The sequence below is a fragment of the Massilia rhizosphaerae genome, from assembly GCF_016093545.1.
Lineage (GTDB): Bacteria > Pseudomonadota > Gammaproteobacteria > Burkholderiales > Burkholderiaceae_D > Telluria > Telluria rhizosphaerae.
Genome location: NZ_JADKYX010000021.1, coordinates 105,734 through 121,090, shown reverse-complemented (window position 1 = coordinate 121,090; position 15,357 = coordinate 105,734). Strand labels below are relative to the sequence as shown.

The window sequence follows — 15,357 nt, the reverse complement described above, 5'->3', positions numbered from 1 at the left end:
CAATTACACCCTATTTGGAGCATCACATGAAATTTAGAACCATCATCGCCGCCGTCGCCCTGTGCTTCGCCGGCAGCGCCAGTGCCGCCGTCCTGACCTTCGACAACCTGACTGACTTCATGTACGGCGACGGTTCCCCGCTGGCGGCCGGCATGGCCTACAGCGGCAACGATCTGACCTATGTGGAGTCGGGCTTCCAGGTCACCCTGCACGCGCCGAACGCGGCGTCCGGCGCGGCCCATATCGGCGACGGCACGTATGATCCGCAGACCTACAACTGGCACGACGGCTTCGAAAACGGTACCGGTTCGTACCTGACCGTCAGCAAGGTGGGCGGCGGCGTCTTCAATCTGCTCGGCTTCGATTTCTACACGGACGGGATGGACATGTCGATCAACGGCCTGCTGACCGCCCACCTCGAAGGCTACGACAGCTGGAGCACGGCGCTGAACGGCATCACCGAGCTGCACCTGAGTTCGGGCGCCTTAAACGAAATTGACAACATTGCCGTGGACAATGCGAGCGCCGCCGTTCCGCTGCCGGGAACCCTGTCCCTGCTGTTGGGCGGCCTGGTGGTCGGCGCCCTGGCGCGCCGTCGCGGGAAATAAGCGGCTGGGTGCGCCGCGCGGCAATCTCATGCGACACAGCAATGTGTTGATGAATTGCCGTGCCGACGCCGAGGTCCGAAAAATTGTCGCCTATCTGGGACGCAAGGGGGTTGGTGATTACCGACGACGAGCTCAGGCTCATGGCCAGCGCAGCGATCATGGGCGAGAGCAGCGATCCGGTCAGCCGATAGAGCACGCCCGCTGCGATGGGGATGCCGAATCAGCTGGTGACATTTCGATAGATCCAAAGCCAGCCGATATCGTCGGCAAAGGAGACATTGCGGTGGTCAACAATAAAGGACGCGATAACGCGCCTATTTCTTCCTCCGCGACGCGCAGCTGGCCGGCGCCCCGATGCCGTTGCAAGCTTGCGTGCTCGTTACCATCGCTGGCCGTGGCAGTTGCCGCGACCGCCTTCGTCTTCGAGGCCGACGCCATCCTGAGCAACCCGGCCGCTTCCCAGGCCACTCCCTGGCGGCCTGAAGTGCCCCGGTCGAACGGACGCGCGCGCCTGTGTACCTCGGTCGCGTTGGACTTTATGCAAGCTCGCCCTCAACGACAGTAAGTTTCATAAAGATATTGCCTGCGTCTACTTACGTATGCCGCCCCGCGCCCGCCGCGGTGCGGCATGCGGCAGCGGCGATCGCCGCCTTTTCAAAAGACCCATAAACAATAACGGAGATGTGCAATGAACGATCCATGCAAGAAGTTGCTTCGGAGTATCAAGTTCCTCATGCCAGTGCTGCTCGCCGGTCTTGCTGCCGGCTGTAGCGGCGGTTCCAGCAACTACGTCGCGGCGAGTCCTGCGCCGGCTTACCTCGCCACCAGCACCGCCGCGGCCACCAGCTGGAGCGCCGTTAAGTGGGGGGGCGGCGGCTACGTCACCGGCATCCTCTACCATCCGACGACCCCGAACCTCCGCTACGCCCGCACCGACGTGGGCGGCGCCTACCGCTGGGACCCGGCCACATCGACGTGGACGCCCCTCACCGACGGCCTGGGTTTCGGCGGGGGCGATTCGGGTTTCCACGGCGTGGAGAGCCTCGCCGTCGATCCGACCAACGACCAGCTGCTCTACATGGTCGCCGGTACCAAGACTGACACCAACGGCCGCATCTACATTTCCAGCAATCGCGGCAACACCTGGACCTGGGTCACCCTGCCATTCCCGGTGATGGGCAACGGCGAGGGCAGGGGCATGGGCGAACGCCTGCAACTCGACCCCACCAATCCGTCGACGATGTTCTACGGTTCGCGCACGGCCGGCCTCTGGAAGAGCGCGGACTCGGGCCACTCCTGGTCCCGGCTCAACCTGGGCAGCGTGACGATGAGCGCCAGCACGAAGACGATCGGCGTCGAGTCAGTCATCTTCGACAACTCGAACGTCGGTGGCGGCCAGACCACCTGGATCATCTATGCCGCCGTCGCCCCGGACTACGCCAGCGCGGCGGGCCTGACGTCAAGCCTGTACAAGTCCACGAATGGCGGTTTCTCGTGGACCCCGGTCACGGTCCCGAACCCGGCGACCGGCTACTACATCCCGCACATGGTGCGTTCCACCGACGGCACCTACTACCTGGCGTTCAACCAGAACGCCGGCCAGGGCGTCGCCGGCCCCAGCTATCTCTACAAGTACGTACCCTACAACGGCACCTGGACCCAGCTCGCGAGCTCGACCAGCGCCGGATACGGCGGCGTGTCCATCTACGGTAGCGGGTCGACTACCCGCATTGCGCTCTGCCTGACCGGCTGGAATAACACGAGCGAGGAAGTCCAGTTGTCCGACGACGCCGGCGCCACCTGGCGCGAAATCGAGGTCGGCATGGGCCATACCCCGACCGCCAGCGATACGCGAGGCTGGAACGACGACATCAAGATCGATCCGTTCAACCGCGACCACATCGCGCACCTCGGCGGCAACGGCATCGTCGAGACCTGGAGCGCCTCGTCGGCCACGCCCTGGTGGAACAACATGGTCCCCGGCATGGAAGAAACCGCCACCCTGGGTCTCACCGCCCCGCCGGCCGGCGCGCCGTACAAGCTGCTCGATGGCTCCGGCGACAACGGCGCCTGGGTCTATACGGACCTCACGACGAGGTCGACCAACGGGCCCATGCCCATGCCCAGTGCTAGCAATGGCACTTCGGCCGACATGGCGTGGTCCGACCCGCTCTACATCGCCACCACGGTTCAAGACAATGCCAATAACATGCACGTCGGCAAGGGCTTTTGGTCCGGCGACGGCGGCACCACCTGGTCGGCGTTCGCGACGCTGCCTGACGGCGCCGCGACCGGGACCGACGTGGCCAACCTGGTCGTCACCGCACGCAACAACGTGATCTGGGCTCCGCCCAATGTGGTACCGTCTTATACCACCAACAACGGCGCAAGCTGGACCGCGACCAATCTGCCTGCCCCTTCCACTTCAAATATGGGCGGATGGGCTCACGCCTACCGCCTGAAGGTGGACCGCAAGAACCCGAACAAGGTCTATGCTTATGATCAGGGCGGCCAATGGTGGGGCAACCCGGGCAAGGTGTACGTCTCGACCGATGGCGGCCACAACTTCACGCTGAGCCAGGGCTCGGTGGCGGCGAATCTGAAGGCCAATTACTGGGCTAACACCTCGATGGAAGTCAATCCCAACGCCGAGGGCGACGTCTGGCTGGCCGACGGCAACGCCGTGTACCACTCGCTCGATTCGGGCGCGACCTGGACCAAGCTCAACAACTTTGCTTCGGTATGGGGCAGCAGCCAGAGCGAACCTGTCATGTTTGGCGCCAGCACGGTCGCGCTGGGCAAGGCGGCCCCCGGCGCCACCTACTCGGCGGCCGTCTACGTGGTGGGCACGATCAACGGCGTGTGGGGCTTGTACCACTCCGACGATGGCGGCGCAACCTGGGCGCGCTTCAATGACGACACGCACCAGTTCGGCGGCATGAGCGCGATGGCGGGCGACTGGAACACCTATGGTCGCGTCTATGTCGCTGGTGGCGGCCGGGGTGTGCTTTACACCAACTGAGTAGTAGGACCGTCAACGCCAAGCCGTGGCCCGTAGCCTGGGCCGCACATGCACGCCTCCCCGCGCCGAGCGGGGAGGTGGTTTCGCTGGGGCCGTGGCGCCGTTGCACGAAAGTACACCTGTCGCGTAGCAAATCGGAGGTATTGCGCTTGCTTTCTCTTCGACCAGTGGCTTATTGAACTCGTAAACGACCTCTTTGATGGCAAGACGCGATCTGGCTCCTGCGCTTGAATCTCCTAGCGCGCTCCCCGTTCCGTCCCTCATTTTCCGACTCCAATGAAAAAATCGCCCCGTTCCGCTCTCGTTCTCCTGTCCGTGTTGGCTTCGCTGCCCGCGGTGTCATTCGCGCTCAACCCGGTCATTCAAACGATGTATACGGCCGATCCAGCCCCGGTGGTCCATAACGGCACGCTTTACCTGTTTTCCAGCCACGATCAGGATGTCGGCGAAAAAAACAACTTCAACATGAAGGACTGGGTGCTCGCCACGACGACGGACATGGTGAACTGGACCCAGCATGGCGCGATCGCCTCCCTCCGGGATTTCCCATGGGCTGCCAAGGAGATCTCCGGCTGGGACGGTTTTGACAACGGCGCCTGGGCGCCCCAGGCCATCGAGAGGGATGGCAAATGGTATCTGTATGCCCCGGTGCAAGGCCGGGGCATTGGCGTGCTGGTGGCCGATAATCCCCTCGGCCCGTACACCGATCCCATCAAAAAACCACTGATCGCCGGCCAAGCCGGCGGCCTGTATGACAGCATCGACCCGACCGTCTACATCGACGACAACGGCCAGGCCTATCTCGCCTGGGGCAATCCCAATCTGTGGTCGGTGAAGCTGAACAAGGACATGATTTCCTACGACACGAGCGTCGGGGAGAATGGCATCATTCGCCACCCGATGACCGTCAAGGCCTTGGGCGAGCGCAATCCTCCGGACACACAAGGCGTGACGCTGCCGAAGCCCGCTCTGCGCGGCACATCGTACGAAGAAGGTCCCTGGCTCTATAAGCGCAAGAATCTCAATTATCTGTTTTTTGCCGCTGGTCCCATCCCTGAGCATCTCGGCTACTCCACCGGCCCCACACCGGACGGCCCGTGGACCTACGGCGGCGTCGTCATGCCCCCGCAAAGCGCCTTCACCAACCACCCGGGCGTGGTCGATTTCAAGGGCAAGACCTACCTCTTCTACCACAACGCCGCGCTTCCGGGAGGCGACGGCTTCAAACGTTCCGTGTGCGTCGATGAGTTGAAGTTCAACTCGGATGGCTCGGTCCGGATGGTGTCGCCGACCAGGGAAGGCCCCGCACCGGTCGCGACCCTCGATCCCTACCAGCGCGTGGAAGCCGAGACCATTGCGTGGTCTTCCGGCGTCAAAATCGAGCCCAGCAGCGCGGGCGGCCAGAATGTGCGAGACATCCATGACGGGGCCTACATCACGGTGCGCAATGTCGATTTCGGCGGGAGCGGCGCGCGCGCTTTCATGGCCAGCGTCTCCAGCACGGCCAAGGCGAAGCAGGCCACCGGGGCAAAGATCGAGATTCGTTTAGGCAAGCTCGACGGCCACTTGATCGGCACGCTGCCGGTCTCGGGAACCGGCGGCCAATGGAAGCCGCAGTCTGTCCGGGTCTCCGGCGTCTCCGGCGTCTCCGGCGTCCAGGATGTCTTCTTCGTGTTCCGCGGTGCGGCCGGCGAAGAACTGTTCAAGTTCGATTACTGGCAATTCTCCCAACGCGACCTGCCTGCCGACCAAGCGGCCAACTAAGCAAGCCGGGCAGGAATCGACAGATCGGCTTGACACTTTGACAGCGGCACTCCCCGAGCTACAGTGCTGCGCTAATACTGGAGGAAATATGCTCAAGAACACCCTTGCCGCCGCGATCGCGCTGGCCATGCTGGCCGCGGCCCACGCCGCGCCGGCCACCCGCCCCGCGCCCGCACCGTCCACCTGGACGCCCGACAACGGCAACGGCACTTACACCAATCCCATCTTCTACGACGAGTTCTCCGACCCCGACCTCATCCGCGTCGGCGACTGGTTTTACCTGACGGGCACCACGATGCATTCGATGCCGGGCCTGCCCGTGCTGCGCTCGAAGGACCTCGTCAACTGGGAATTCGTGACCTACGCGGCCGACCGGCTCGACTTCGGGCCGGCCTACCGGCTGGAGGAGGGCAAGGATATCTACGGCCAGGGCATCTGGGCCCCCAGTCTGCGCTACCACAACGGTACCTTCTACATCTTCACGAACGTCAACGGGCGCGGCACGCAGGTCTATTCCGCCACCGATCCGCGCGGGCCGTGGAAGCACCACGAGATGAAGCGCGGCCTGCACGACCTGTCCGTGCTGTTCGACGACGACGGCCGCACCTGGGTCGTGTGGGGTCACCAGGACATGCACCTGGCCCAGTTGAACGACGATTTGACCGATATCGTGCCCGGCACGGAGAAGGTCCTGTTCGCCAAGGACGCCGGCATGGGCGAAGGCGCGCACTTCTACAAGATCAACGGCAAGTACTACATCATCTCCGCCAACTACATGGGTGGGTTCCGCATGCCGGCCGCGCGCGCCGACCACGTCGACGGCCCCTACGAAGTCAACCAGACCATCAGCCAGGACGAGGATTTCGGCGCCCTGCCGGCAAACACATTCGGCGGCGACCGCCAGCACTTCAACATCTACCCGGCGCGCCCGACCGCCAAGCACCGGGCCACGTTGCACCAGGGCGGCGTCGTGCTGACCCAGGCCGGTGAGTGGTGGGGCTTCTCGATGATGGACGCCAACTCCGTCGGCCGCCTGTTGGCCCTGTCGCCGGTCACGTGGAAGGACGGCTGGCCGTGGTTCGGCCTGCCGGGCAACCTGACCCGCACGCCGCGCACCTGGACCAAGCCGAAGACGGCCGCGCCGCAGCCTGTGCGCGTGCCATTCGAGCGCAGCGACGATTTCTCCGGCGCCACGCTCAAGCCGATCTGGGAGTGGAACCACGTGCCTGTCGATGGCAAGTGGTCGCTGGCCGAGCGCCCCGGCTTCCTGCGCCTGCACACGCTGCCGGCAACGTCATTCTGGGACGCGCGCAATACCCTGACGCAGCGCGCCATCGGCCCGCAATCGACGCCGACCGTCAGCCTCGACGTCGCCGGTCTGCAGGTGGGCGATGTCGCGGGCCTCGGGCTGCAGAACCTGCCGTACGCGGCGCTGGGCGTGGAACGCACGGCGGACGGCCTCCAGCTGGCGCTGGTGGACCAGGGCCGCGGCACCACGGTGCGGGTTCCGCTCGACCTGCCGCTCGGCCACCACGGTGGTGCCGCCCAGCGCGTGTGGCTGCGCGCCGACTGCAATTTCTTCACCGAGCAGGCGCGCTTTTCCTACTCGACCGACGGCAGCCATTTCGTGCCGGTCGGGGAACCGTTCACGATGGTATACCAGACCATCACTTTCCAGGGCATCCGCTACGGCCTGTTCGGCTACAACACGACGCAGCGCGAAGGCGGCTGGGTCGACGTGGACGCGGTCGATGTGGCCCAGCCCCACCCTCGCGGCCTGCTGCGCCCCATCCCGTATGGGCGCGCGGTGCGGTTTATCGCGTTCGGGCGCGACGACGGCCTGCATGGCGACAGTGCCGGTCTTGGCCGCGGCGTGCCGACGTCGTTCAAGGTGCGCGACATGGGACTGGGCCGGGCCGCGCTCGGCGTGGGCTCGCGCTGGCTGAGCGTGGATGACGCGGGCAAGGTGGACCTGCGCGCCGGTCGGCCCGGTGCGGCCCAGAGCTTCCAGTGGATCGAGACGCCGACCGGCGAACTGGTGCTTCTGTCGCTCGTCACGCACCGCTACCTGCGCATCGATCCGGCCACGGGAACGATCACGGCCGACAGCCCCGGCCCCGTCCCCGACGGCAGTGACGGCGTACGCCTGGTGTGGCGCACGGCCGGGAACTGAACCCAGTCGCTGAATCGCGGCCGCTACGTCGGACGGTGTTTCAGGCCACGTAGTCCTCGCGCGCGGCCGCACGCGAGGACCTTCACTTCGCCCCCCGCGATGGACGCTGCTTCCGGCAGTGCTACATCTGGACGTCTAAATCGGGCTCGACAGCGACACCCCAGACCACAGCGGCGCCCGAAAAGGCTCAGTGCTACAAAATTGCTACAGCGCCGTCCCATCTCCCCCTGTACCCCCCTTTCCTCGGTCCAGTCCATCATGGGACAGCCTGAACTCTAGGGGTGTTATGGATCAAAAACGTGTCCGATGAGTCACTGATGGACGGCGGTCGCGTCTCGGCCATGGGCCCGACAGCGTGTTCGCCAACAAGCAGTCAATGTCTGGATGACCTAGATCAGCGCTGATGCGCCAATCCGAAGCTATGCTTGAGGCGAGGACGCGAGTCGAACCCATCTACACAGCTTTGCAGGCCGCTGCCTGACTGCGTCGCTACTTTAATATGTGCACATCAGTCTCAGGCAAGAATTGTGTGCTCAGTTGGGACGGTTAGCCCACCAAATTACTAAGGTTGATTGACCTCAACGACGTAATGTTCAGCAGCGTTACTCTGTAAAAAAACCCGCCAGGACGAGGCGGGCTTTCAAGACTGCAAAACTAAGCTTCCAAAAGGAAACTCATTCCCACTCGATCGTCGCCGGCGGTTTCCCCGAAATGTCATACACGACGCGATTAAGCCCGCGCACTTCGTTGATGATCCGGTTCGACACTTTACCCAGCAACTCGTGCGGCAGATGCGCCCACTGCGCCGTCATGAAGTCCAGCGTCTGCACGGCGCGCAGCGCCACGACGTATTCGTAGGTGCGGCCGTCGCCCATCACGCCCACCGATTTCACCGGCAGGAACACGGCAAACGCCTGCGAGGTGGCTTCGTACCAGTTCACCGGCGCCTTGCCCGCGTCTATGCCCGGCACGCGCGGGGATTCGAACGGGGTCTTGCGCAGCTCTTCGATGAAGATCGCATCCGCTTCGCGCAGCAGGTCGGCGTATTCGCGCTTCACTTCGCCGAGGATGCGCACGCCCAGGCCCGGCCCCGGGAACGGGTGGCGGTACACCATGTCGTGCGGCAGGCCCAGGGCGACGCCCAGCTTGCGCACTTCGTCCTTGAACAGTTCGCGCAGCGGTTCCAGCAACTTGAGGTTCAGCGTTTCCGGCAGGCCGCCCACATTGTGGTGGCTCTTGATCGTCTGGCCCTTCTTGCCCTTGCCGGCCGATTCGATCACGTCCGGGTAGATCGTGCCCTGCGCCAGCCAGCGCGCGCTGGTCAGGTTCTTGGCCTGTTCCTGGAACACTTCGACGAATTCGCGGCCGATGATCTTGCGCTTCTGCTCCGGGTCCGTCACGCCGGCCAGGTGGCCCATGAACTGGTCGGACGCGTCGATGCGCAGCACCTTCACGCCGAGGTTTTTCGAGAACATGTCCATGACCATCTTGCCCTCGTCCTTGCGCAGCAGGCCGTGGTCGACGAAGACGCAGGTCAACTGGTCGCCGATGGCGCGGTGGATCAGGGCGGCGGCCACGCTCGAGTCGACGCCGCCGGACAGGCCCAGGATCACTTCATCGCTGCCGACTTGCGCGCGGATCTTCTCGACGGCTTCACCGATGTAGTCCGGCATGTTCCAGTCGCTCTTGCAGCCGCAGATCTCGTGCACGAAGCGGCCGATGATGGCTTCGCCCTGCGTCGTGTGCGTCACTTCCGGGTGGAATTGCAGCGCGTAGAAACGGCGCTCTTCATCGGCCATCGCGGCGACCGGGCACGAGTCGGTGCTGCCCATCAGCTTGAAGCCGGCCGGCATTTCCAGGACCTTGTCGCCGTGACTCATCCACACCTTGAGCATGCCGTGGCCTTCGTCCGTGACGAAGTCGTTGATGCCGTTCAGCAGTTTCGTGTGGCCGCGGGCGCGCACCTCGGCGTAGCCGAATTCGCGCACTTTGCCGTTTTCGACCTTGCCGCCCAGTTGCGCGGCCATGGTCTGCATGCCGTAGCAGATGCCCAGCACGGGCACGCCCAGCTCGAACACGGCTTGCGGGGCGCGCGGGGCATCGCCTTCCAGCGTGGAGTTGTGGCTGCCGGACAGGATCACGCCGGACGCGCCGTAGTTGCGCACGAAGTCGTCGCCGATGTCGTAGGGATAGACCTCGGAGAACACGCCGGCGTCGCGCACGCGGCGGGCGATCAGTTGGGTAACCTGGGAACCGAAGTCGAGGATGAGGATTTTGGAATGCATGGATGGATTATACGAATGTGTAGGGTGGGCACCCCGTGCCCACCAAGACCATGTGGCGTCGCAAATGGTGGGCACGGGGTGCCCACCCTACGGCAATTTTGCCGAGGTTATTCCGTACGGTAGTTCGGCGCTTCTTTCGTGATCTGCACGTCGTGCACGTGCGATTCACGCATGCCGGCCGACGTGATTTCGACGAACTCCGCCTTCTCGCGCAGTTCTTCGATCGTCGCGCAACCGCAGTAGCCCATCGACTGGCGCACGCCGCCGACCAGTTGGTAGATGATCGCCAGCACGCTGCCCTTGTAGGCGACGCGGCCTTCGATGCCTTCCGGGACAAACTTGTCGGCCTTGGCCGACGCCTCCTGGAAGTAGCGGTCGGCCGAGCCTTCGGCCATCGCGCCCAGCGAACCCATGCCGCGGTAGCCCTTGTAGCTGCGGCCCTGGTACAGGATCACTTCGCCCGGCGCTTCTTCGGTGCCGGCGAACATGGAACCCATCATGACGGTGTGCGCGCCGGCGGCCAGCGCCTTCGAGATGTCGCCCGAGTAGCGGATGCCGCCGTCGGCGATGCACGGCACGCCCGTGCCGGCCAGGGCTTCGGACACGTTCGAGATCGCGGTGATCTGCGGCACGCCCACGCCGGCCACGATACGCGTCGTGCAGATGGAGCCCGGGCCGATGCCGACCTTGACGGCGTCCGCGCCCGCTTCCACCAGCGCGCGCGCGGCGGCGGCCGTCGCGATGTTGCCGCCGATGACGTCGACGTGCGGATACGTCGTCTTGATCCATTTCACGCGGTCGAGGATGCCCTGCGAGTGGCCGTGCGCCGTGTCGACCACCAGCACGTCGACGCCGGCCTTCACCAGCAGGTCCACGCGTTCCTTGTCCTTGTCGCCCACGCCGACCGCGGCGCCGACGATCAGCTTGCCCTGCGCATCCTTCGACGCGTTGGGGTGCTCGTGCGACTTCAGGATGTCCTTGACGGTGATGAGGCCGCGCAGTTCGAAATCGTTGTTGACGACCAGCACGCGCTCCAGGCGGTACTTGTTCATCAGGCGCTTGGCTTCGTCCGTGCCGGCGTCTTCCTTGACGTACACGAGCTTGTCGCGCGGGGTCATCTTGGCGCGCGCCTCGGCGTCCAGGTCCTCTTCGAAACGCAGGTCACGGTTCGTGATGATGCCGACCACCTGCTTGCCCTCCACCACCGGGAATCCGCTGATGCCGTGCTGCTGGGCCAGCGCCAGGACTTCGCGGATCTTCATCGTCGGCGGAATCGTGATCGGGTCACGCAGCACGCCGGCTTCGAAACGCTTCACGCGCGCCACTTCGCGCGCCTGGTCCGCCGGGCGGAGATTCTTGTGGATGATGCCGATTCCGCCCTCTTGCGCCATCGCGATCGCGAGGCGGGCTTCGGTCACGGTGTCCATGGCGGCGGACAGCAGCGGAATGTTCAGCGAGATATTCCGGGTCAGCTTGGTGCGCAGGGACGTGTTGGCCGGGAGGACGTTGGAATAGGCCGGGACGAGCAGCACGTCATCGAACGTGAGTGCTTTCTGGAGGAGACGCATAGTTTATTTCCTATAGGCGCAAAAGCGAATTATACAGAAAACCTTGGCGTTCGTCCCGAAACCCGAATGAATACAGCTTGTCGATCCTACTTGAGCGTGACGCGCATGAGCACGTCGTCGGCATTGAACACGAAGTCGTGGTTGCCGACCCAGGCCAAGTTGCGGATGCCGTAGACGAGGTCGGTGGTGCGGATGTCGGCCGGGGCGTCGCGGCGCGTCGAGAGCACGTCCGTCTGCGTGCCGTCCGGCGCGACCTTGACGATCGTGTAGTAGACGCCCGCATCGATCGTCGTCAGGTAGTACAGGTTGCCGGCGTCGTCGGGTGCGATGGCGATCGGGCCGCCGTTCCGGTAGGCCGCCGCGGGCACGATGGTGGCGTCGCCGGCGGCTCCGTGCCGGACGATACCGGCCGGATGGACCAGATACAGGTTGTCGCTCGCGTCGTAGCGGATCATGCGCGCACCCGTCAGCGGGCCGCGCCGGCTCTCGTCGCAGTTGGCGCTGGTGCCCGGCAGGGTCGTCACGACGCCCTGTGGCGTCACCGTGCGCAGCGACTCGTAGCCGTCCACCACCTTGCAGGCGGGCACGGCAGACGGCCCCGTGCCTTCGCGCGGGTAATACGTCTCGTCGGCGACCAGCACGTTGCCGTCCGGACCCGCCGCGATGTCATGGATATATTCGAAGCTGGCCGCGTCACCGGCGCCGTCGACGGACGGACCCGTGGCCGGGGTGGACAGTACCCTGCCCGCCAGCGGCACCAGCGTGCCGGCGGGCGTCGCCTTGCGGACCATGTTGATGTCGGCCACGTACACGTTCCCGCTCGCATCGACCGTGATGGTCCCGAAATTCAGGAAGGTGGCAGCCTGCCCCCCGTCGTTGACGGTGCCGCCAGGAAGGGCCGGGTCGCAGGCACCGCCACCGACCAGCGTCGTGACGGCGCCCGCCGGTGTCACCTTGCGGATGGCGCAAGCGTCGGTGACGTACACATTGCCAGCCCGGTCCGCGGCGATCCCGCCGAGATGGGAAAACTTCACGCCGGTCGCGCCGGCGCCGCCGGCCGGCTGGGTGCCGGGAAAGACGACCAGGCTCTGGCTGACGGGCGGCGCTGGCGTCGTGCCGGACGGTGCGGAAGCGGCCGGGCCGCCGCCAGCGGGCGTCCCGCCTCCTCCGCCACAAGCGGACAGGACGGCAACGGCGCACAGCGCGAGTTTGATTCGCATGACAGACTCCGGAAAGTGGCGATGCCGGCAATGATATAGACATGAGCAGCCCGGAAGTTCACACATCGTCACACGGCCGCGATGCCGTTGACAGCCGCGCCGAATCATGGCGAAATCCGATAGTTACGGAGGAAACACGATGACCCCACGCTGGCTGCCCCTGAGCTGCGCCCTCGCCCTGTTGGCCGCGCCCCTCGCCCACGCCCAATACTCCTGGATCGACGAGAAAGGCACGCGCGTGTTCTCGGACCGCCCACCGCCGCCCGGCACGCCCGCCGCGCGCATTCTGAAGGCGCCGAAGCCGGCGTCGCCGTACGCGCCGGACGTCCCCGCACCCGCGCCGACGGACGACAAGGCGAGACCGCCGACGCTGGCCGACCGCGACGCCGAGTTCCGCAAGCGCCTCGCCCAGCGCGAGGCGGACGAGCGCAAGGCGGCCGAGGAAGCCCGGCACAAGGCGGACATGGCCGAGCAATGCGCGGCGGCGCGCCGCACCGAGGCGTACCTGAATACGGGCCGGCGCCTGACGGACCTCGACGACAAGGGCGAGCGCATCGTCGTGACGGAGGAAGAGAAGGCGCGCCGGCAGGAACAAGCCCGGCGCGTACTGGCGAACTGCCCATCCCGGTAGGGCGGGCACCCTGCCCGGCTCAGGCCGCAGCCTGCTTCTTGGCCGCGCGCTTGCGCCGCGAATCCTTCGGGTCGGCCACGAGCGGGCGATAGATCTCGACGCGGTCGCCCTCGCGCAGGACGGTGTCCAGCGTCTTTTTCTTGGCGTAGATGCCCACGGGCTGCGTCACCAGATTGATGTCCGGGAAGGCGGTCAGCACGCCGCTCCGTTCGATGGCCTGGCCCACCGTCGTGCCGGGCGCGACGCGCAGCGGCCGGACGAATTCCTGCTGCGGCAAGGCATACGACACGAACACTTGCAATTCCGCCTGCTCAGCCATAAATGACCTCGGCGCGCTTGCAGAACGAATCGACCATCGTGTTGGCGATCATGCCGAACACGGGGCCGACGAGCTGCTCGAGGATGACGCTCGAGAACTCGTACTGCATGTCGAACTCGATCTTGCAGGCATCGGCGCGCAGCGCCTTGAAGCTCCACGTCGCTTCCAGCATCTTGAAGGGGCCGTCGACGAGGTGCATCTTCATCTGGCTCGGACGCTGGTTGTGGTTGGACGTGGTGAAGCTCTGCTTGACGCCATGGAAGTTGATCTGCAGGCAGGCCACCAGCTTGTCGTCGCCGCGCTCGAGCACTTTCACGCCGCTGCACCAGGGAAGAAATTTCGGATAGTCCTCGACTTTTGCGACCAGATCGAACATCTGTTCGGCGCTGTACCCGAGGAAAACTGATTTGTGCACTACTGCCATTGGTCAACCGTTTGTTATGATGTTGGTTACGTTGCGCCCATCGTGTCCGAATGCGCGCCCGACGATAGTTTAACCGACGCGCGGAAATTAGCGATTTCATGAGTATTATTGACAATAAAAAAGCCTTTTTCGACTACTTCATCGAGGACCGCTACGAGGCCGGTCTCGCGCTGGAAGGGTGGGAAGTGAAGGCGATCCGCGACGGCCGCGTGCAGATCAAGGAAGCGTACGTTGTCGTGCGCAATGGCGAGCTGTTCCTGTTCGGCGCCCACATCAGCGCGCTCACGACCGCCTCCGCCTGGAGCCATCCGGAAGCGCTGCGCACCCGCAAGCTGCTGCTGCACAAGGCCGAGATCGACAAGCTCGTCGGCAAGGTCGAGCGTTCCGGCTACACCCTGGTCCCCCTCAACCTGCACTTCAAGGGCGGCCGCGTGAAATGCGAAGTCGGTCTCGTCAAGGGCAAGAAGCAGCACGACAAGCGCGACACCGAGAAGGACCGCGACGCCAAGCGCGAAGTCGAGAAGGCGATGAAGCAGCATCGCCGCTGACCTGCTTCGCCCGCGTCCAACCGCGCCGTTGGACAGAAAACTTTACCGATAACTCTGCAATTCCCGCGACGCCGTCAGCGGCGCCCCTGCGGCCGGCGTGCCGCCGCTGTAGGCGATCGACCGCACCATCTTGAGGGTGCGCGTGTCGCCGCCGGACGCGTCGCGCCAACGCGTGGCGCTTTCCGTGCGCGTGATGCCGTTGAAGGTCCAGGTCGTCGTCGAGACGAATTTGTAGGCGCTGAAGGTGCCCGCGGCGATCGTGATCGTCTCGACGCCGGCCAACGTGCCGCTTTGCGTGTACGTCACACCGTTGCCGCCGTCGCAGGTCTCGGTGTATTGTGTGTTCCAGCCCGCGCCGACGGCCAGCGTTGCCGGCGCCCCCGCACTGCCCTGGTACGTGCAGTGCGAAACGGTCGCGCCGCGGTCGATCGTCTGCGCGGCTACGTGGCCGGCCGCGTCATACTGGAAGTCGGTCGGATACAGGGTCTGGTCGACCGCGCCGGACACGAGGCGGTCGTGCGATGGATCCTCTTCGTGAACGGTGAATGTGCCGTCGGCATTGACGGCCGTGACATCGTCGTCGGCCGCCCGGTTCAACGTGTTGTTCAGGGTGTCGGCCAGCCGGTCGGCATAGACGAGATGCGCGCCCGCTTTCGGCGGCGTGAATCGGTAAGTCACCGTCGTGGCCGCCTGCACCGGGGCGTTGCCCCCACTCCCTCCTCCACCGCAGGCGCTCAGCAGGAACGCCGCAACCAGGCCCGCCGGAATCGTTTGACGCATCATTTGCTCATTTCA

12 protein-coding genes are annotated in these 15,357 nt (G+C 64.9%); 6 read left to right on the top strand and 6 right to left on the bottom strand.

Annotation, left to right across the window (positions count from 1 at the left end):
* Positions 1 to 26 precede the first annotated feature (26 nt).
* The 4 genes from ISF28_RS25020 (at position 27) to ISF28_RS25005 (ending at position 7,567) form a co-directional block, all read left to right on the top strand.
* Entirely contained in the window at positions 27 to 608 is a 582-nt protein-coding gene (locus tag ISF28_RS25020) for a hypothetical protein (protein ID WP_198119891.1), read from the top strand.
* 688 nt (positions 609 to 1,296) lie between these two features.
* Positions 1,297 to 3,630, top strand: a complete 2,334-nt coding sequence (locus ISF28_RS25015) for a WD40/YVTN/BNR-like repeat-containing protein (RefSeq protein ID WP_198119890.1) — start codon at positions 1,297 to 1,299, stop codon at positions 3,628 to 3,630.
* A gap of 276 nt (positions 3,631 to 3,906) precedes the next feature.
* Complete coding sequence (locus ISF28_RS25010; protein ID WP_198119889.1) at positions 3,907 to 5,394, top strand: glycoside hydrolase family 43 protein; 1,488 nt, start codon at positions 3,907 to 3,909, stop codon at positions 5,392 to 5,394.
* An 88-nt stretch (positions 5,395 to 5,482) separates the two neighbouring features.
* Positions 5,483 to 7,567 carry a glycoside hydrolase family 43 protein gene (locus tag ISF28_RS25005; protein ID WP_198119888.1) on the top strand — a complete coding sequence of 695 codons (2,085 nt, stop codon included), beginning with the start codon at positions 5,483 to 5,485 and terminating at the stop codon, positions 7,565 to 7,567.
* 674 nt (positions 7,568 to 8,241) lie between these two features.
* Here ISF28_RS25005 and guaA read toward each other — a convergent pair.
* The 3 genes from guaA to ISF28_RS24990 all read right to left on the bottom strand — a co-directional run bounded on the left by guaA (position 8,242) and on the right by ISF28_RS24990 (position 12,640).
* Positions 8,242 to 9,852 carry a glutamine-hydrolyzing GMP synthase gene (gene guaA / locus ISF28_RS25000; protein ID WP_198119887.1) on the bottom strand — a complete coding sequence of 537 codons (1,611 nt, stop codon included), beginning with the start codon at positions 9,850 to 9,852 and terminating at the stop codon, positions 8,242 to 8,244.
* A 107-nt stretch (positions 9,853 to 9,959) separates the two neighbouring features.
* Positions 9,960 to 11,420, bottom strand: coding sequence for an IMP dehydrogenase (guaB, locus tag ISF28_RS24995; protein ID WP_198119886.1), 1,461 nt, complete (start codon positions 11,418 to 11,420; stop codon positions 9,960 to 9,962).
* Positions 11,421 to 11,506: 86 nt separating this feature from the next.
* On the bottom strand, positions 11,507 to 12,640 hold the full coding sequence (locus ISF28_RS24990; protein WP_198119885.1) for an NHL repeat-containing protein: 1,134 nt from the start codon (positions 12,638 to 12,640) through the stop codon (positions 11,507 to 11,509).
* Positions 12,641 to 12,779: 139 nt separating this feature from the next.
* Between ISF28_RS24990 and ISF28_RS24985 the strand changes: the two genes are divergently transcribed.
* Positions 12,780 to 13,271: a DUF4124 domain-containing protein gene (locus ISF28_RS24985; protein WP_198119884.1), complete on the top strand. Its 492-nt coding sequence runs from the start codon at positions 12,780 to 12,782 to the stop codon at positions 13,269 to 13,271.
* A gap of 19 nt (positions 13,272 to 13,290) precedes the next feature.
* Here the strand turns inward: ISF28_RS24985 and ISF28_RS24980 are convergent, their stop codons facing one another.
* Together ISF28_RS24980 and ISF28_RS24975 are read right to left on the bottom strand one after the other, a co-directional pair.
* Positions 13,291 to 13,590, bottom strand: a complete 300-nt coding sequence (locus ISF28_RS24980; protein WP_198119883.1) for an RnfH family protein — start codon at positions 13,588 to 13,590, stop codon at positions 13,291 to 13,293.
* A complete protein-coding gene (locus ISF28_RS24975; RefSeq protein ID WP_198119882.1) occupies positions 13,583 to 14,014 on the bottom strand; it encodes a type II toxin-antitoxin system RatA family toxin in 432 nt (143 codons plus the stop codon). The genes ISF28_RS24980 and ISF28_RS24975 overlap by 8 nt, the downstream gene beginning before the upstream one ends.
* Before the next feature lie 98 nt (positions 14,015 to 14,112).
* Here ISF28_RS24975 and smpB point away from each other — a divergent pair, with 98 nt between their 5' ends.
* The gene (smpB, locus tag ISF28_RS24970; RefSeq protein ID WP_198119881.1) at positions 14,113 to 14,562 is read left to right on the top strand and encodes an SsrA-binding protein SmpB; all 450 of its coding nucleotides are present in this window, start codon (positions 14,113 to 14,115) and stop codon (positions 14,560 to 14,562) included.
* A 42-nt stretch (positions 14,563 to 14,604) separates the two neighbouring features.
* Here the strand turns inward: smpB and ISF28_RS24965 are convergent, their stop codons facing one another.
* Positions 14,605 to 15,345 (bottom strand): hypothetical protein, encoded by a 741-nt coding sequence (locus ISF28_RS24965; RefSeq protein WP_198119880.1) that lies wholly within the window; start codon positions 15,343 to 15,345, stop codon positions 14,605 to 14,607.
* Between the last annotated feature and the right edge of the window lie 12 nt (positions 15,346 to 15,357).